15 protein-coding genes are annotated in these 16,422 nt (G+C 60.8%); 6 read left to right on the forward strand and 9 right to left on the reverse strand.

The window, feature by feature from the left end:
* Positions 1 to 87 precede the first annotated feature (87 nt).
* From ACYZTS_RS24820 to codA, 3 genes are all read left to right on the forward strand, one after another.
* Positions 88 to 936, forward strand: coding sequence for an alpha/beta fold hydrolase (locus ACYZTS_RS24820; RefSeq protein WP_461992776.1), 849 nt, complete (start codon positions 88 to 90; stop codon positions 934 to 936).
* 241 nt (positions 937 to 1,177) lie between these two features.
* Positions 1,178 to 2,449, forward strand: coding sequence for a cytosine permease (codB, locus tag ACYZTS_RS24825; protein WP_461992778.1), 1,272 nt, complete (start codon positions 1,178 to 1,180; stop codon positions 2,447 to 2,449).
* A 13-nt stretch (positions 2,450 to 2,462) separates the two neighbouring features.
* Complete coding sequence (codA, locus tag ACYZTS_RS24830) at positions 2,463 to 3,707, forward strand: cytosine deaminase (RefSeq protein WP_461992780.1); 1,245 nt, start codon at positions 2,463 to 2,465, stop codon at positions 3,705 to 3,707.
* Positions 3,708 to 3,832: 125 nt separating this feature from the next.
* Here the strand turns inward: codA and ACYZTS_RS24835 are convergent, their stop codons facing one another.
* Positions 3,833 to 4,825: a diaminopimelate epimerase gene (locus ACYZTS_RS24835; RefSeq protein WP_461992782.1), complete on the reverse strand. Its 993-nt coding sequence runs from the start codon at positions 4,823 to 4,825 to the stop codon at positions 3,833 to 3,835.
* Positions 4,826 to 4,975: 150 nt separating this feature from the next.
* Between ACYZTS_RS24835 and ACYZTS_RS24840 the strand changes: the two genes are divergently transcribed.
* Positions 4,976 to 6,127, forward strand: a complete 1,152-nt coding sequence (locus ACYZTS_RS24840) for an MFS transporter (RefSeq protein ID WP_028624639.1) — start codon at positions 4,976 to 4,978, stop codon at positions 6,125 to 6,127.
* Between the two features lie 120 nt (positions 6,128 to 6,247).
* On the opposite strand, the gene ACYZTS_RS24845 is transcribed toward ACYZTS_RS24840, so the two are convergent.
* The 5 genes from ACYZTS_RS24845 to ACYZTS_RS24865 all read right to left on the reverse strand — a co-directional run bounded on the left by ACYZTS_RS24845 (position 6,248) and on the right by ACYZTS_RS24865 (position 12,518).
* Entirely contained in the window at positions 6,248 to 8,671 is a 2,424-nt protein-coding gene (locus tag ACYZTS_RS24845; RefSeq protein WP_461992784.1) for a TonB-dependent siderophore receptor, read from the reverse strand.
* A 97-nt stretch (positions 8,672 to 8,768) separates the two neighbouring features.
* Positions 8,769 to 9,752, reverse strand: a complete 984-nt coding sequence (locus ACYZTS_RS24850) for a FecR family protein (protein WP_461992786.1) — start codon at positions 9,750 to 9,752, stop codon at positions 8,769 to 8,771.
* 40 nt (positions 9,753 to 9,792) lie between these two features.
* The gene (locus ACYZTS_RS24855; RefSeq protein ID WP_028624637.1) at positions 9,793 to 10,293 is read right to left on the reverse strand and encodes a sigma-70 family RNA polymerase sigma factor; all 501 of its coding nucleotides are present in this window, start codon (positions 10,291 to 10,293) and stop codon (positions 9,793 to 9,795) included.
* Between the two features lie 242 nt (positions 10,294 to 10,535).
* Complete coding sequence (locus ACYZTS_RS24860) at positions 10,536 to 10,982, reverse strand: carboxymuconolactone decarboxylase family protein (RefSeq protein ID WP_028624636.1); 447 nt, start codon at positions 10,980 to 10,982, stop codon at positions 10,536 to 10,538.
* Positions 10,983 to 11,075: 93 nt separating this feature from the next.
* On the reverse strand, positions 11,076 to 12,518 hold the full coding sequence (locus tag ACYZTS_RS24865) for a mechanosensitive ion channel domain-containing protein (RefSeq protein WP_461992789.1): 1,443 nt from the start codon (positions 12,516 to 12,518) through the stop codon (positions 11,076 to 11,078).
* A gap of 277 nt (positions 12,519 to 12,795) precedes the next feature.
* On the opposite strand from ACYZTS_RS24865, the gene ACYZTS_RS24870 reads away from it, so the two are divergent.
* Positions 12,796 to 12,978: a hypothetical protein gene (locus tag ACYZTS_RS24870; RefSeq protein WP_028624634.1), complete on the forward strand. Its 183-nt coding sequence runs from the start codon at positions 12,796 to 12,798 to the stop codon at positions 12,976 to 12,978.
* Here ACYZTS_RS24870 and ACYZTS_RS24875 read toward each other — a convergent pair.
* On the reverse strand, positions 12,975 to 14,039 hold the full coding sequence (locus tag ACYZTS_RS24875) for an AI-2E family transporter (protein ID WP_461992791.1): 1,065 nt from the start codon (positions 14,037 to 14,039) through the stop codon (positions 12,975 to 12,977). The genes ACYZTS_RS24870 and ACYZTS_RS24875 overlap by 4 nt on opposite strands.
* Before the next feature lie 163 nt (positions 14,040 to 14,202).
* Positions 14,203 to 15,066: a LysR family transcriptional regulator gene (locus tag ACYZTS_RS24880; RefSeq protein WP_461992793.1), complete on the reverse strand. Its 864-nt coding sequence runs from the start codon at positions 15,064 to 15,066 to the stop codon at positions 14,203 to 14,205.
* Between the two features lie 96 nt (positions 15,067 to 15,162).
* On the opposite strand from ACYZTS_RS24880, the gene ACYZTS_RS24885 reads away from it, so the two are divergent.
* Positions 15,163 to 16,086, forward strand: coding sequence for a DMT family transporter (locus ACYZTS_RS24885; RefSeq protein WP_461992795.1), 924 nt, complete (start codon positions 15,163 to 15,165; stop codon positions 16,084 to 16,086).
* A gap of 51 nt (positions 16,087 to 16,137) precedes the next feature.
* Here the strand turns inward: ACYZTS_RS24885 and ACYZTS_RS24890 are convergent, their stop codons facing one another.
* Entirely contained in the window at positions 16,138 to 16,353 is a 216-nt protein-coding gene (locus ACYZTS_RS24890) for a hypothetical protein (RefSeq protein ID WP_028624630.1), read from the reverse strand.
* Positions 16,354 to 16,422: the final 69 nt, after the last annotated feature.

Below are 16,422 nucleotides of genomic sequence, written 5' to 3' on the forward strand. Positions count from 1 at the left end.
ACCTGTTGATCCGAGCGATCAAATAATTGCCGGGGCCGATGGCTTTTGCCTATGCTTTTTCGGCTCGCCCCCAAAGAGGACGCATTCATGACTGACTGGCCGCTACCGCAAACTTTCCGTTTCAACGGGCACTCCATTCGCTTTGCGGTGCGCGGTGACGGGCCGCCGCTGGTATTTGTGCATGGCACGCCGTTCTCTTCTTATGTGTGGCATCGCATCGCACCGCATTTCATCGCCACGCACCGTGTGCATTACTTCGACCTGTTGGGTTACGGGCAATCGGAAAAAGTCGACGGCGATGTCTCGTTGGGCGTGCAAAACGAGTTGCTCGCGCAACTGCTGGATCACTGGGGGCTGAAGCAACCTGATGTGGTCGCGCACGATTTCGGCGGGGCCACGGCGTTGCGTGCGCATCTGTTGAACGGCAAGGATTACCGCAGCCTGACGCTGATCGACCCGGTCGCGCTGACGCCATGGGGTTCGCCGTTTGTGCAGCATGTGCGCCAGCACGAAGCGGCGTTCAGTGGTGTCCCGGATTACATCCAGCAAGCGATGGTGCCGGCTTATATTCGCGGGGCGATCAAACGGGAAATGGCCGATGATGAACTCGGCCCTTACGTGCAGCCGTGGCTGGGCACGCCGGGGCAAGCCGCGTTCTACCGGCAGATTGCGCAGATGGATCAGCGCTATACCCGCGAAGTGGAATCGCTGTACCCGACCCTTCGCTGCCCGGTTCAGATTCTCTGGGGCGAGGACGATCAGTGGATTCCCATTGAGCGCGGCCGCGCCCTGCAGCGGATGATTCCGGGCGCGCAATTCCAGGCAATCCCCAATGCCGGCCATCTGGTTCAGGAGGATGCGCCGGAGGCCATTGTTGCAGCGCTCATGCGATTCTTGCCGCTTATCAGGCCTGCTGGCGCTGCTGATGCCTTGTAGGAGCAAGCTTGCTCGCGATTACGCTTGAACAGGCAACATCAATGCAGAGCAAAAGTCCTCTATCGTCGGAACACTGCCCGGCCCCGGCTTGCTCCTGCAAGGGGCCGGTGTTTCGTCAGTTGCACCGGTTTTGTGCCCTTCTTCCTCAAAGGAGGTGCGATCCCCCCAGAACCGCAAATCCCTATTCTGGCACGACCACTGCAACCCACTCCGCGTCTCCCCATTTCGCAAGGACTGCTCCATGACGCAGAACGACGCCGGCAACGATTACCCCCTCAGCGAAGTCCCAATGCACGCGCGCAAAAGCCTGGCCTCCACGGCCATGGTGTTACTGGGCTTCACATTTTTCACCGCGACCATGTTTGCCGGCGGCAAGCTCGGCGTTGCGTTCAGCTTCGGCGAGATGATGGCGGTGATCATCGTCGGCAATCTGCTGCTGGGCCTGTACGCCGCCGCCTTGGGTTACATCGCCTTCAAGAGCGGCCTCAATTCGGTGCTGATGGGGCGTTTTTGTTTTGGCGAAGTGGGCAGCAAACTCAGCGACCTGATCCTGGGGTTCACCCAGATCGGCTGGTACGCCTGGGGCACGGCCACGGCGGCGGTGGTGCTGGGCAAGTATTTCGAGTTGAGCCAGGGCAGCGTTCTGGCGCTGATGGTGCTGTTTGGTCTGGCGTTTTGCGCGACGGCGTATATCGGTTATCGCGGTCTGGAAATTCTCTCGTACATCGCGGTGCCGGCGATGATGTTACTGCTGATGCTGTCGATGTGGGTCGCTACCGTCAAGGTCGGCGGGCTCGACGGTTTGCTCGCCGTGGTGCCGACCGGCAGCCTGGACTGGTCGACCGCCATCACCCTGGTGTTCGGCACTTTTGTCAGTGGCGCCACGCAGGCGACCAACTGGACGCGGTTTTCCCGCTCGGCGCGGGTCGCGGTGCTGGCGAGCCTGATCGGCTTCTTCATCGGCAACGGCCTGATGGTGCTGATCGGCGCCTATGGGGCCATCGTCTATCAACAGCCAGACGTGGTCGAAGTGCTGCTGTTGCAAGGCTTCGCCATGGCAGCGATGGCCATGTTGCTGCTGAACATCTGGAGCACGCAGGACAACACCATCTACAACTTCGCCGTCGCCGGGTGCAATCTGCTGCGCACCGGGCGGCGTAAAACCGTGACGCTGGCCGGCGCGGTGATCGGCACGCTGCTGGCCTTGCTGGGCATGTACGACATGCTGGTGCCGTACCTGATTCTGCTGGGCACGGTGATCCCACCGATCGGCGGGGTGATCATGGCGGACTTCTTCTATCGTCATCGCGGCCACTATCCACGCCTGGCCGAAACGCAATTGCCGGCCTTCAACTGGCCGGGTCTCAGCGCTTACGCCCTCGGTACGGTCGCGGCCTTCAGTTCACCGTGGGTCGCGCCGCTGGTAGGGATTGCCGCTGCCGCGTTAACGTATGTGCTATTGACGGGTGTACTCGGCGTTCGCAGCGCCAGCGCGCCACTACAAGATCTCTAAAAGGATTCGCCTGATGCACATCATCAACGCTCGCCTGCGCAACCAGGAAGGTCTGCATGAACTGCACCTGGAAAACGGTCTGATCAGCAGCATCGCCCGGCAAACCGAAGCGCCGACCCTGGGCTCCGAAGACCTCGACGCCGCCGGCAATCTGGTGGTGCCGCCCTTTGTCGAGCCGCACATTCACCTCGATGCGACGCTGACCGCCGGCGAGCCGCGCTGGAACATGAGCGGCACGCTGTTCGAAGGCATCGAGTGCTGGGGCGAGCGCAAGGTCACTATCACCGAAGAAGACACCAAGACCCGCGCGAAGAAGACCATCCAGAGCCTTGCCGCGCATGGCATTCAGCACGTGCGCACCCACGTCGACGTCACTGACCCGCAGCTCACGGCGCTCAAGGCGATGCTCGAAGTGCGCGAGGAAAGTCGCCACCTGATCGACATGCAGATTGTCGCGTTCCCCCAGGAAGGCATCGAGTCGTACCGCAATGGCCGTGAGCTGATGGAAGAAGCGATCAGCATGGGCGCCGATGTGGTCGGCGGCATTCCGCATTTCGAGTACACCCGTGATCAGGGCGTGAGTTCGGTGAAATACCTGATGGACCTCGCCGAGCGCACCGGTTGCCTGGTGGATGTGCATTGCGATGAGACCGACGACCCGCATTCGCGCTTTCTCGAAGTGCTGGCCGAAGAAGCCCGAAGCCGCGACATGGGTTCGCGGGTCACGGCCAGTCACACCACCGCGATGGGCTCCTACGACAATGCCTACTGCGCCAAACTGTTCCGCCTGCTGGGGCACTCGGGCATCAGTTTTGTGTCGTGCCCGACCGAAAGCATTCACCTGCAAGGGCGCTTTGACAACTTCCCGAAACGTCGGGGCGTGACCCGGGTGAACGAGTTGCTGGAAGCCGGCATGAACGTGTGTTTCGGCCAGGATTCCATCGTCGATCCGTGGTATCCGCTGGGCAATGGCAACATTTTGCGGGTGCTTGAGGCCGGTCTGCATATCTGCCACATGCTCGGCTATCGCAACCTGCAAAGCGCGCTGGACCTGATCACCGACAACAGCGCCAAGGCCATGGCCCTCGGCGATCGTTATGGACTGGAGCGCGGGCGCCCGGCGAATCTGCTGATTCTGTCGGCGGACAGCGATTACGAGGTAATCCGCAGTCAGGGCTTGCCGCTGTATTCGGTGCGCGGTGGGAAAGTATTGATGAAGCGGCAGATGCCGGTGGTGGAGTTCAGTGGTTTGAGCTAAGAAACAGGGTGACTTGACTGGCGCGAGCAGGCTCGCTCCCACAATCGATCTGCAGTGGACACCGATCATGTGTCAGACAGCGATCAACTGTGGGAGCGAGCCTGCTCGCGAAGGATCACCGATGATCACCGCATCAACCGCGCCGTACCAAACAAACTGACCCGCTTCAACTCGCCCTGCTCCTCCTCCAGCAAAACCGGTGCCGTCCCACCGGGCATCACCACGTTTACCTCCCCCGCCGCCACCCAGCCGACCCGCCACGCCGCACAGGCGACGGCGCTCGCACCGGTGCCGGAAGACGCGGTCGGCCCTTCGCCACGTTCGAACACTCGCGCGGCAACCTGCTGCTCACCCTGAAGCGCCGCCCATTGCAGATTGATCCCCGCCGGGCAGGGTCGCCCGGCGCCGGTCGGCATCGCATAGGCAATGCGCGTCAAGCCTTCGCACAGCGGCGCGGCGCGCATCTGCACGTTGCTCGGCAACTGGTCGACATGGTCCACCAGCGTCACGCAATGCGGATTGCCCACCCGGGCGAACTGGCTGCGCGACCAGACATCGTTGAGTGCGGACAACGGCGGCACGTGGCTCAATTCACGCCCGTTGAACGATACGGTTGCAACCCCCTGCGCACTGACCGCAGCCGGTCCGAACGAAGGCTGGCCAAGGTCCAGCCAAAAGCCCTGCATACCATCAACCGTTGCGCTTTTCACTGATGTCTCACCGGGCGACCGGGTATCAGTCTTATCGTGATGCACCCGCAGCGAGCAGTGTTCGTCCTGAGGCAAAAGCCCCTGATCACAAAGGGCCTGAGAGAAAATCGTCAGGCCGTTGCCGCTGCGTTCGGCCAGGGTGCCATCGGTGTTGACGATCAGCAGGTCGAACGGTGGCGTCGACTGGAATGGCCCGACCAGCAATCCATCGCAGCGATGGGCTTTGCTGCCCGGCGGTTGCGTCCCCGGCGCCCAACCACAGAAGACCTCAATCGCCGCCCCCGCCCACGCCTCGCGGCTCTGCGCGGCCTGATCGGCGCATTCTGGCAAATCGATTCCTGCGGTGCGCACCGCGGCTGGCGCGACCACCCCGTAAATGTTGCCTCGTGCATCGTAGAACGGCGGCATGACGCCTCCTTCACACCCGTTGAAGCTGTGCAACATATCGCGAAACAACGACGGGCTGTGCAAGGATGTCGGCCTGACTGACCCGATGATCGAACCACCCCGGTCAGTCACTGTCCCTTGGGGACGCGACGATTTTTGCCAAGGATTGATATGACCAGCCTCAACACCCAGACCACTTTCGTGCCCGGCCGCCTGGAGCAAATGTCCACGCGCGTGGCTTTTTTCATTGCCGGTGTCGGGATTGCCGCATGGGCGCCGCTGGTACCGTACGCGAAGGCCCGCGCCGGGCTGGATGAAGGCACGCTCGGGCTGCTGCTGTTGTGCCTCGGCGTGGGCTCGATTCTGGCGATGCCGATGGCCGGCCTGTTGGCGACACGCTTTGGTTGTCGTCGGGTTGCGGTCGGCGGCACTTTGCTGATCTGTGCAGCATTGCCTTTGTTGGCGACGGTGACTTCGATACCGGCGCTGATCGCGACGTTATTCATGTTTGGCGCAGGCCTGGGCACGGTGGACTCGACAGTGAACCTGCAAGCCGTGATCGTCGAACGGGCCAGCGGCAAGAACATGATGTCGGGTTTCCACGGGCTGTTCAGCCTCGGCGGGATTGTCGGTGCGGCGGGTGTCAGCGCGCTGCTCGGTTTGGGCCTTTCGCCGCTGGGGGCGATGGCGGTGGTGATTGTAGTGCTGTTGCTGGCGATGCTGAAAGCCGCGCCGCATATGTTGCCGTATGGCAGCGAAAGTTCGGGCCCGGCATTTGCCGTGCCGCACGGCATCGTGCTGTTTATTGGCGGGATGTGTTTCATCGTGTTCCTCGCCGAAGGCGCGGCGCTTGACTGGAGTGCGGTGTTTTTGACCCAGGAACGCGGGATCGACACGGCCTACGCCGGCCTCGGGTATGCCGCGTTTGCCTTGACCATGACCATCGGCCGCCTGACCGGCGACGCCATTGTCCGCCGCCTCGGCGCCACGCGAGTGATTGTGTTTGGCGGTCTGACGGCCGCTGCGGGTTTGTTTCTGGCGACGTTTGCACCGACCTGGGAACTGGCGCTGGTCGGTTATGCGTTTCTGGGCGCGGGCTGTTCCAACATTGTCCCGGTGCTGTACACCGCCGTCGGCAAACAAACGGTCATGCCGGAAAGCGTCGCCGTGCCGGCAATTACCACGCTGGGTTACGCCGGCATTCTGGCCGGACCCGCAGTCATCGGCTTCATCGCCCACGCCAGCAGTTTGAGTTTTGCCTTTGGGTTGATGGCCATTTTGCTGGTGGCGGTGGCGATCGGTGGGAAGGTGTTGAAGGTTTAGGGCTTTGGTGAATGTGACGCCGTCTTCGCGGGCAAGTCGGACTGCCGCATCACTCGCTCCTACAGAACTGCTGCCGGACACGGGATTTGTGTTCGGCGCAGTCCCCTGCCTGTCGGCCTGTCAGAACCCAACGCTTGCCTGCACGAAGAACGTGCGAGGCGCCCCGACGTACATGCCCGCGTTGTTGTCGCTGGAGCGGGTGAAGTATTGCTTGTCGAAGATGTTCTTCACCCCGGCACCGAGTTTCAGGTTCGACAGCTGCGCGCCAAAATCATAACCACCGCGCACGTTCCAGGTGACATAGCCAGGGATGTCGCCGTATTGGCCGTCCGCCGTGCCTTCGGTGATGTAAGCGCCGCTGAAACTGCCATCGGCATTTACCGCAGTACCCGGCGAGCGCTGTTTCGATTGGGCGAACGCATCGACGTTGTAGGTCCAGCGGTCGATGTCGTAACGCAGGCCGGCGGTCACTACCTGGCGTGAATAGAACGGCAAGTCACGGCCCTTGAACGCAGGGATTTCCCCTTCATACACCGCACGGGTGTAGGTGAAACCGGCGTTGGCCGTCAGCCCGTCCAGCCGTGAATCCAGTGCCGCCAGGTCGTAATGCACCGACGCTTCCAGCCCCTGGTGCGTCGTTGCGCCGAGGTTGGTCCAGCCGGCATCATTACTGATGTATTGCAGCTCTTCGTCGAAGTCGATGTAGAACAGCGTCACCTCGCCGCCCCATACATCATTGTTGTAACGCGTGCCCACCTCGTAGGTCTTGGCCTTTTCCGGGGTCAGACCGCTAGCCGGCTCATCACCCGTACCGCCCTGGCCAAGCTGGAAATACTGCAGGCTGCCAAACGACGTCTCATAGTTGGCGAACAGTTTCCACGCATCGGACAGGTGATACATCACGCTCAGTGCTGGAAGCGGCTCGTTGCTTTCGATGCTGCGGTTCTTCTCCGTCACCGGCCGCCCCGCCGTATCGAGTACCGGGCGGTCGTGCCAGTCAGTGCTGATGTGTTCGAAGCGGATGCCCGGTGTAACGGTCCAGTTGCCGACGTCAATCTTGTCGTCAATGTAGACAGAGTTGGCCTCGGTGCCGCCGGTGCGATCCTGATAAACATGGCCGTCCGCCCCCGGACGCACCACCGGCTGGTTGTTGACCAGCGCCAGACGGCTTGCCTCTTCGTGCATGCCTTCCTTGAGGTAGCGATAACCGACGCTGACTTCCTGAGTGGTCGGCCCGACGTCGAACACGCGCGAAACCCGCGGCTCGATGCCGAAGGTGTAGTAAGTGCGCGGGAATGAGCCGAGGGTGCGCTGATCACGGGCGGCGATATTGCTGCCACGGAAGCTGTCGGAATAATAGGTCAGCACTTCGGCCTGGGTGCGGTCGTCGATCTGCCGCGCCCACTTGAAGGAGACATCCTTGCGGCGGCCGCTGAAGTTGTCGTTATTGCGATCCGACTGAAACGGATCGGCGTCGTATTGCGCCTGAGTGAGGCCGCCGGGCATGTCGGCGCTGGCATCGTAGTAATGAAAATTAAGACTGAAATCGTCGACATCGGTAGGCGCCCAATGGGTCTTGAGCAGCACATCGTCGATGTCGTTGCCGTGGTTGCGTTCGCGGTAACCGTTGCCGTTCACGCCCGAATACAGCAGCGCCACGCCGATGCCGTTGTCCGCCGTGCCGCCGACGAACGCCGTGTCGATGTGTTTCCAGCCGCCGTGTTGCGAGGTCTCCAGGGTCGTGCCGATTTCCGCAGTGGCCTGCTGCGGAATCGCCCGAGTAACGAAGTTGATCACCCCGCCGACGTTCTGCGGCCCATAGCGCACGGACCCGGCACCGCGAACCACGTCGATGCTGTCGAGGTTGCCGGAAGAAATCGGCGCCATCGACAGCTGCGGCTGGCCATACGGCGCGAACGCCGCCGGCACGCCGTCGATCAGCACCGTGGAGCGTGGCGACAGACGCGACGTCAGGCCGCGCACACCAACGTTCAGGGAAATGTCACTGCCGCCGGTGCCGTTGGCCTCCTGCACCTGTACCCCCGGCACCCGACGCAGCACATCGCCGACGTTCATCGCGCCCTGCTCGAGCATCGCTTCGCGGCGGATCACCGTGCGCGCACCGGGATGGTTCTGCACCACGGCGGCGTCCGCGTCGCCGAGCCAGTCACCGACCACTTTGATGTCGGTCACGCCCAGCTCCAGCGGACCAGTGCTCGCGGAAGTCGGCGCCGGCGTCAGGGTCACCGAGCCTTCGTTGATCTGGTACTCAAGACCGCTGCCCTGCAGCAATACGCGCAGGGCCTGTTCCGGCGAAAGGTTTCCATCCACCGCCGGCGCCTGTTTTCCTGCCACCAGTTCCGGGCTGAAAAAGACCTGCAGAGAGGTTTGCTGACCCAGTTCACTCAGCGCCTGACCCAACGGCTGGGCCGGAATGCGAATAGCGTCAACGGCGAAGGCCTGCGTCGTAGCAACGTTGATCGCCAACGCGAGGGTTAACGGCATCCAGAAGAATTTATTGTTTTGGGCAGAGGTTTTTTTCACGTCGAACGGTGTCCTGTGGATCGCAAGAGTGTGCGTCTGTTAATGCAAACCAGTTGCAGTTGGACAAGAAGACGATGAACTCGAAAAAAACCTGAATCTATTTTGAAATTATCTGGTGACTGCCGTCGTCCAGCGTTCGCACGGCCACCGGCAAAATGCTCGGCAAGGCTTTGAGCAACGCGTCGGTGTTGTCGGATTTGAACACGCTGGTCAGGCGCAGACTGGCCACTTTTTCATCGCTAACAGTCAGCGGTTTGTCGCGGTAACGCGACACTTCCTCAGCCACTTCACGCAGGCTAGCGTTGTGGAACACCAGTTTGCCGCTGCGCCACGCGGTCAGGTCCGCAGGATTGACTGCATAGGCTGCGGTCACTTTCCCCTGGGCATCGACCCGTGTGGCGAGGCCGGCAGTGAGGCTGATGAAATCGCCAACCGCTGCCTCTCGTCCCTGCACCTTGACCGTGCCCTGCTCCACCACGACGCGGGTTTCGCCGACATCACGGCGTACATCGAAACGCGTGCCGGTCACGGTGATCCTGCCGTTGCCTGTGTCCACCACAAACGGCCGGTGACTGTCGTGCTCGACGGTGAACATCGCTTCGCCCGCCGTGAGTTCGAGGCTGCGCAGGTCTTTTGCATAACGCACCTGGAGCCGACTGCGACTGTTCAGCTCCACCACCGACCCGTCCGGCAGCGTGACTTGCCGCCGCTCACCAAACGCGGTCGCATAATCTGCGCTGTACGTCCCGGAGGAATTCGTCCCCTTGAACAGTACGAAACCGAGTGCCGCCACCAACACACTGGCGGCCACGGCATAACGCAGCAGCGGTCGCCGTTTACTGCGTTCCGACGGGGTTTCGCACAGGGCTTGCAGGCGCGCAGCCGGTAACAAATCCGCCGCTGCCCACATCCTCTGCAGCACCTGGAATTCGTCGGCATGTTGCGGGTGTTCGTGCAGCCAGCGCTCGAAACGCTGGCACTCGTGAACGTCAATGGCCGGTTCCTGCAGCCGCACGAACCAACGCGCCGCCTCATCGCGAACCGCAGTTTGCCCGCATGCGCAGTCGCCAATATCCGTCATGGAAGTTCCTGTTGGGCTAGAGGTGCGAAGGCGCTGAAGATCATGGCTGCAAACCCTCCAGACGATCGCGCAGATGCCGCAGGGTGCGGATCATATATTTTTCCACCATGTTCTTGGACAGGCCCAAGCGCTCGGCGATTTCCGCCTGGGTCAGCCCTTCGATCTTCTGCCAGACGAATACCTGGCGGCAGTTGACCGGCAGTTCGGCCAGTGCACGCTCGATGGAATCAGCCAACTGGATCGCCCGCATGAAATGCTCCGGGTCGCCGGACGACGACACACTGTGATCGATCGCCTCCGACTCCATGGCGCCCCGCCGATCCTCACGCCGATAACCATCCACAGCGATATTGCGCGCTGTCTGGTGCAAGTAGGCCCGGGGCTGCTGCACCGCCGTCGAATCCGACTCGAGCACCCGCACGAAGGTGTCGTGGGCCAGATCCTCAGCCTGCTGACGATTTCTCAGGCGTCGGGTCCAGGTGCCAACCAACTCTTCGTAATGCTCGAAAAAGCCGTGTCTGCGGGGCAACTTGGGAGTCATTGCGGCGTGCTGCGCAAAAGGGGCGTGAATAGTAATGCTTCCTATTAACGGGAAGCAATGCATTCCCGCACAGGTTTATCGATGGTCTTACGCTCGTTCCGACGACTGGCGCCACACAGCGGAGCGCAGACACAAACCTGCGGCGATGGGTTTTTAATGACGGGGGCGTGTGTTGTCATCGCCACGCCGATGGTGACCTTGATGCGCAAGGTGCAACCACCGGCCGCGCCGTCAGCGGATGCTCATTGATCTGCTGCGGGCATTTTGCGAAAGCCCACTGCCAGACGGTTCCAGGCGTTGATGGTGGTGATGGCAACGGTCAGGTCGACCATTTCCTTGGGGGTGAATTGCGCCGAGGCGAACTCGTAATCTTCATCCGGGGCGTGCGTCTGACTCAGCAGTGTCAGTGATTCGGTCCAGGTTAGCGCGGCGCGTTCGCGTGGGGTGAAAAATGGCGTTTCACGCCAGGCCGACAAGGTGTACAGGCGACGTTCGGTCTCGCCGCCCTGGCGCGCATCGGCGGTGTGCATGTCGAGGCAGAACGCGCAGCCGTTGATCTGCGAAGCACGCAGCTTGACCAGCTCGATCAGGTTTTTTTCCAGGGGCAACATCGACACGGCGCTTTCCAGCGCGATCATGGCTTTGAGGGCGTCGGGGGATGCGGTGTAGAAATCGATACGAGGTTTCATGCCAAGGCTCCGGCTACAAAATGTGTGCAGCCAAGTTAGTCGCCCAGGCCCTGCGCACAAATAGCCAATAGTGCGCAAATCGGGTAGGCCACTCTACGCCCGCCGCCGCAGCCACTGTAAAAACCCCCGCTTCTGTGCAACTTGCGGGGTTTCCTGAGTCAGGGTCTGCGCCTTGTTCAAGCGATAATCCAGCAACGCTTTCATGGCGTCGCCGATGTCCTGCCGTGCATCGAGGTACGGTTTGAGATAGTCCTTCTCCAGCCGGTACACGCTGCAATACGTCTTGGCGGAAAAGTCCGCCGGCAGCGATGTGTTGGACAAGATCCCGCCCTCGCCGATCACTTCGCCCGGGCCCATGCGGCCGGACTCGAACTTGATGCCGCCTCGGTTCAATTCCACCGAGACCACACCGGATTCGACGATCAGCAAGTGATCGCTGACCTCCCCGGCCGGCAAGATCAATTCGCCGGCGCGGAAAGTCTGCAGCGTCATGTTTGCGCAGAACGCCTCTTTCTCTTCCTCGCTCAACCCCGAAAAAATGCTTGAGCTGTCCAGCAGCGCTCTCGGCCGCGATAAACCGGCCGGTGCATTCGACTCGACGCTGGACAACAAGGACACGCCAGAGGCCTGCAACTGGCGAAACGCAAGGTCGTAGAGTTGATTGCGCACCATGCGTTTCTGGTCCATCGACTCTACAAAACCGCTGATTTCATATTCCACGCCGCTGCTGTTAGAGCTCTTCAAAGAGACGTTTGGTGCCGGTTTGCTCAACAACTGGCGACAGCCCTGCATCGCCCGTTCAAGCGCCTCGATCACCGTGCTCGGGCGTACATGGGGGCTTAGTTGCAGACTGATGGAAATGCCGAAGATGTCTATCGGTCGACTGAAATTGATGATCTTCGCTTTGGCCGCCAACGAGTTGGGAATCACCGCCATGCTGCCTTGGGCGGTTTGCAGGCGCGTGGCGCGCCAGTCGATGTCGGTGACCCGGCCTTCCATACCGTCGATGGAGATCCAGTCATCCAGTTGATAGGGTTTGGTGGTGTTCAGCACGATGCCGGAAAACACGTCGCTGAGGGTGCTTTGCAAGGCCAGGCCGACGATGATCGCCAGTGCCCCGGACGTGGCCAGCACGCCTTTGACCGGCAGTTCCAGCACGTAGGCCAATGCCGCGATGACGGCGATCAGGAATATCACCGCGCCGAGCAGATCCTGCAGCAAACGCCCGGTGTGCCCGACGCGCTGCATCATGACGGCGCCGATCAGCACTGTCAGCGTTCGCGCACCGAACAGCCACCAGCCAATCTGCAAACCGGTGGCCGCGAGGTGTAGCGGCACATTGCCGGCAAACGGCGCGGGTTGAAGCGGGTTCATGCCTTCATTGAACAGCACCATGCTGAACAGCGCGAAAATCAGCAGGCGTACCGCCAATTTCCACTGACTGCCGCTGACACTCAACAAATGCCAGAGGCTCAGATCAATGAGGATCAGTAGCAGCGCGCAAACCAACGGATGATCGGTGAGCAGTGACAGCATCTAACAACTCCAGCAAAGGCCCATGGCGCGAGGATTTCACGCAATGGCCACAGTGTATGAGCAATTGAGCGGGTTCAGAACCATACGAAAAAATGTACAGCGTGCCCCACGCACAGTCGGCTTGTGTCACTGCAGATTTCGGCACGCCTCACTCGGCGAGGTGGCCGACTGCGGCGGTCAAACCTCGCTGGCATCAATGACGACTATTGAAAGCGTTGATTGTTCGTACGCACGCCGGATCCGTAAAGTAGCCCCATAGATTGATTGGAGGTTACCCATGTCCCAGGTTCAGATCATGTCCGTTATCGGCAGCGCCGTCCCCGCCCAACTCAGGGAGCTGGGTTTGCTCGCCTGTTGGTACCTGATGCAGGACGGCGAGCCGATCAGTGGCCCGCTTACCTCGCTGCCGGCCGCGCAGGCCTTGTCGCAACGCATCGTCCAGGGTCAGTTCTGCGCTTAGGAAGGCAACTGTACCCGTGGTTTGGTTTCGCTGAAGATCGCCCAGCTCGACATGAACAGCGCGGCGATCAGTGGCCCGATGACGAAGCCGTTGAGGCCAAACACCGACAAGCCGCCCAGCGTCGAGATCAGGACCATGTAGTCCGGCATTTTGGTGTCCTTGCCCACCAGGATCGGGCGCAGCACGTTGTCGACGAGGCCGATCACAAACACCCCGAACAACGCCAGCACGGTGCCCTGCCAGATCATCCCGCTGAGCAGGAAATACACGGCCACGGGTGCCCAGACAATGCCCGCACCCACTGCCGGCAGCAGCGACAGAAACGCCATCATTACCGCCCAGAGTAACGCGCTCGGGATGTCGAGAAACCAGAAAATAAACCCGCCCAACGCACCCTGCGTGATAGCCACCAGCAGGTTGCCCTTGATCGTTGCGCGCACCACCCGGTTGAACTTCAGCTGCAGGCGACGTTTCTGGTTTTCCTGCAAAGGTACGGCGGCGCGCACTTTGCGCGCCAGCTCGGGGCCGTCACGCAGGAAGAAGAACAGCAAGTACAGCATGATGAAAAAACTGATGATGAACTCGAACGTGCCCTGCCCAAAACTGAACGCCTGAGTGGCCAATACTTGCCCACCCTGCATCGCACTTTTGACGATTTTCTCGCGCAGTCCGTTCAGTTCTCCCATACCGAAGCGATCCAGCTGATGCTGGAAATACACGGGAAGGCTTTGTTTGAACTGCGCCACATAGCCGGCGATGTCCAGCTCGCCGCTTTCGACGTTTTTGTAGAAAGTGGCGCCTTCCTGAACCAGCAATCCACTGATGATAATCACCGGCAGAATCGCGATCACCAAACAGATGCTCAGGGTCACCAGCGAGGTGATATTGCGTTGCCAGCCGAACTTCAGTTGCATCCGGCGCTGCATCGGCGCAAAGACGATGCCCAAAATCACTGCCCAGAACACGGCGCCGTAAAATGGCAACAGAATCCAGATGAAGGCGAGGGTCACCAGGAACAGCAGAATCACCAGCGATTTGTTCTGTAATGTCTTTTCGTTCATGTCCAATCCATGTCAGTGCGCAGGGTCGCGGTTGCGCGGCCTGATGCTTAGTCCGCCACGGTTCGCGCAAGTGCCATCCGTTTGTTCAAGCATAGATCCAGATCGATAAATTCCGCACATGGGACGGTTCCAGAAGCCGTAATCTTTCGAATTTGCGCAGCCGTTACGCAAACTCCTCACGCAACATCGCCACAAACGCCTCGCGCGCCGGGTGCACTCCGGCGTTTTCGTGCCAGTAAAACAGGTTGTCGATGGCGGTCAGCTCGGCAAATTCGTAGCCGGCACAACCTGCGCCCCTGGCGTATTGATCGAACACGCCTTTAGGCACCAGCGCAACGCCGGCTCCGGCACTGACGCACCCGACAATTGCACCATAACTGGCCAGGCTGACGATCGGCAGCGCTTGCCCCTGACGTAACAGCCAATGTTCCAGCGCCGCGCGGTACGGGCAACCGACGGGCCACATGAACACGGTCTTGTCCTGCAAATCGGCGACATCGCGTATCGGGCCCAAGGATGTCGAGGCAATCAGCAGCAGGTCTTCGCGGTACATCGGTGTGCGCCGGAGTTGGGAGCGCTCGACGTCGACCGCGACAATCGCGCCATCGAGCCGATGGTTGAGGGTGTCATCGAGCAGTTGGCTCCAGGCGCCGGTGGTCAATTCCAGGGCAACTGCCGGAAAGCGCTGGTGAAATTTGCCCAGCAGGCGTGGCAACCGGCCGGTGGCGGACGACTCGATAGCGCCGATGCGCAAAGGGCCGGAAGGTTCGGCGCACGGATCCACTGCGCGTTTGGCTTCCGCCGCCAGGGCAAGCATCTTCGAGGCATAGATCAGAAACGTCTGGCCTGCAGGGCTGATACGCAATCCCCTGCCCTCGCGCAGGAACAACGCCACACCCAGTTCCGCCTCCAGAGACTTCAACCGCGCGGTGATATTCGACGGCACGCAATGCAACAGCTCCGCTGCGCGGGCGATGCTGCCCTCGTCAGCCACGGTCTTGAACATGCGTATCTGCGCCAGCTCCATACATCACCAAAAGTGAACGGTTAAGCCAGTATAAGTCAGTTGTGGCGAACGGTCTGAGTTCTGATACTCAACGCATGAGCCCTCAGGTGACCGACCATGCAAGCTGAAAACACCGCCCCCTCTTCCCCCGTAAAAATCATGCTGGCCATGGCATTTGTCGTGGCGTGCTGGGCTTACTCGCCGACGGGGATTCACATCGGTTTGCAGGCGTACGAACCGGGGCATCTGGCGTTGCTACGGTTCCTGCTGGCCTCGGCGCTCATGGCCGTGGTCGCGATGATCAAGGGCATTCATTTGCCGAACCTGCGCGATTTGCCGCTAATGATTGTCCTCGGTTTTTTTGCAGTGAGCCTGCATCACGTGGCGCTGAACATGGGTCAGCAAAGTGTCAGCGCCGGTGCATCCAGCGTGCTGGCGCAATCGACGCCGCTGTTCAGCACGTTGCTGGCCCGCTTCGTCTTCAAGGACAGCATCAGCCCGTGGCGCTGGGGCTGCGTCCTGCTGGGTTTGCTCGGCGTCGTGACGGTGGTGGCGGGTGATCGAGGGTTCGGCAGTATCGACGCTCACGGATGGCTGATTGTGTTGGCGGCAGTGTCCTGGAGTTTTTATTTTGCTCTGCAAAAGCACCACGGGCGACGCTACGACGAGTTGACGCTGGTGTGTTACACGGTCTGGTTCGGCACGTTGCTGCTGTTGGTGTATCTGCCTGGACTGACGAGCGAAGTGCTCAGCGCGGACTTTAATGTGCAACTGGCGGTGATCGGCCTGGGCATTTTTCCCAGCGCCTTGGCGTACCTGGCCTGGGCGTATGTGCTGGCGCATGTGGACCTGAGCCGCGCGACGATGACGCTGTACCTGATCCCGCCCACGGCCATGGGCATCGCGTCATTTGCGTTGGGCGAGCAGCCGACGGTGATGGTGGTGGCTGGCTCGGTGGTCGTGCTGGCGAGTGTGCTGGCGTTGAATCTGGAACGGCGGATAGCGGTCATGGGTGCACGACTTACCCGTGTAGAACAATGACGTGATCAGCCTGCCGTCCACAAAAAACCCGGCACACAGGCCGGGTTTTGTTTAGCGCCTGTCGTCGGAGAGCGGCGAAGGTTCGTCGGCCGGTGGCATGTCCTCGTCCGCCGTCGGATCTTTCCAGTCATCCGGACGTTCGGTGACGGCTGGATCCTTGGAAGGATCCATGCCTGGAGGCGCATCGTGATCCATGCCCGATTCGGACAGTGGATCAGCAGGGTCGGTGTTGGGCGTTCCGCCTTGGAACATCGAATCGTTAGACATGACGCACCTCATTGATGAGGTCCAGCAACTCTGGGCCGTACAGTTTGGAAAACGCTGCCGCGTGCAAGG

It is taken from the genome of Pseudomonas sp. TMB3-21, assembly GCF_054898145.1.

Excerpts from the sequence above, each read along its gene's own strand:
- ACYZTS_RS24820 (WP_461992776.1), top strand. The coding sequence starts at position 88 with ATGACTGACTGGCCGCTACCGCAAACTTTCCGTTTCAACGGGCACTCC.
- codB (WP_461992778.1), top strand. The coding sequence starts at position 1,178 with ATGACGCAGAACGACGCCGGCAACGATTACCCCCTCAGCGAAGTCCCA.
- codA (WP_461992780.1), top strand. The coding sequence starts at position 2,463 with ATGCACATCATCAACGCTCGCCTGCGCAACCAGGAAGGTCTGCATGAA.
- ACYZTS_RS24835 (WP_461992782.1), bottom strand. The coding sequence starts at position 4,825 with ATGCCGCCGTTCTACGATGCACGAGGCAACATTTACGGGGTGGTCGCG.
- ACYZTS_RS24840 (WP_028624639.1), top strand. The coding sequence starts at position 4,976 with ATGACCAGCCTCAACACCCAGACCACTTTCGTGCCCGGCCGCCTGGAG.
- ACYZTS_RS24850 (WP_461992786.1), bottom strand. The coding sequence starts at position 9,752 with ATGACGGATATTGGCGACTGCGCATGCGGGCAAACTGCGGTTCGCGAT.
- ACYZTS_RS24855 (WP_028624637.1), bottom strand. The coding sequence starts at position 10,293 with ATGACTCCCAAGTTGCCCCGCAGACACGGCTTTTTCGAGCATTACGAA.
- ACYZTS_RS24860 (WP_028624636.1), bottom strand. The coding sequence starts at position 10,982 with ATGAAACCTCGTATCGATTTCTACACCGCATCCCCCGACGCCCTCAAA.
- ACYZTS_RS24865 (WP_461992789.1), bottom strand. The coding sequence starts at position 12,518 with ATGCTGTCACTGCTCACCGATCATCCGTTGGTTTGCGCGCTGCTACTG.
- ACYZTS_RS24870 (WP_028624634.1), top strand. The coding sequence starts at position 12,796 with ATGTCCCAGGTTCAGATCATGTCCGTTATCGGCAGCGCCGTCCCCGCC.
- ACYZTS_RS24875 (WP_461992791.1), bottom strand. The coding sequence starts at position 14,039 with ATGAACGAAAAGACATTACAGAACAAATCGCTGGTGATTCTGCTGTTC.
- ACYZTS_RS24880 (WP_461992793.1), bottom strand. The coding sequence starts at position 15,066 with ATGGAGCTGGCGCAGATACGCATGTTCAAGACCGTGGCTGACGAGGGC.
- ACYZTS_RS24885 (WP_461992795.1), top strand. The coding sequence starts at position 15,163 with ATGCAAGCTGAAAACACCGCCCCCTCTTCCCCCGTAAAAATCATGCTG.
- ACYZTS_RS24890 (WP_028624630.1), bottom strand. The coding sequence starts at position 16,353 with ATGTCTAACGATTCGATGTTCCAAGGCGGAACGCCCAACACCGACCCT.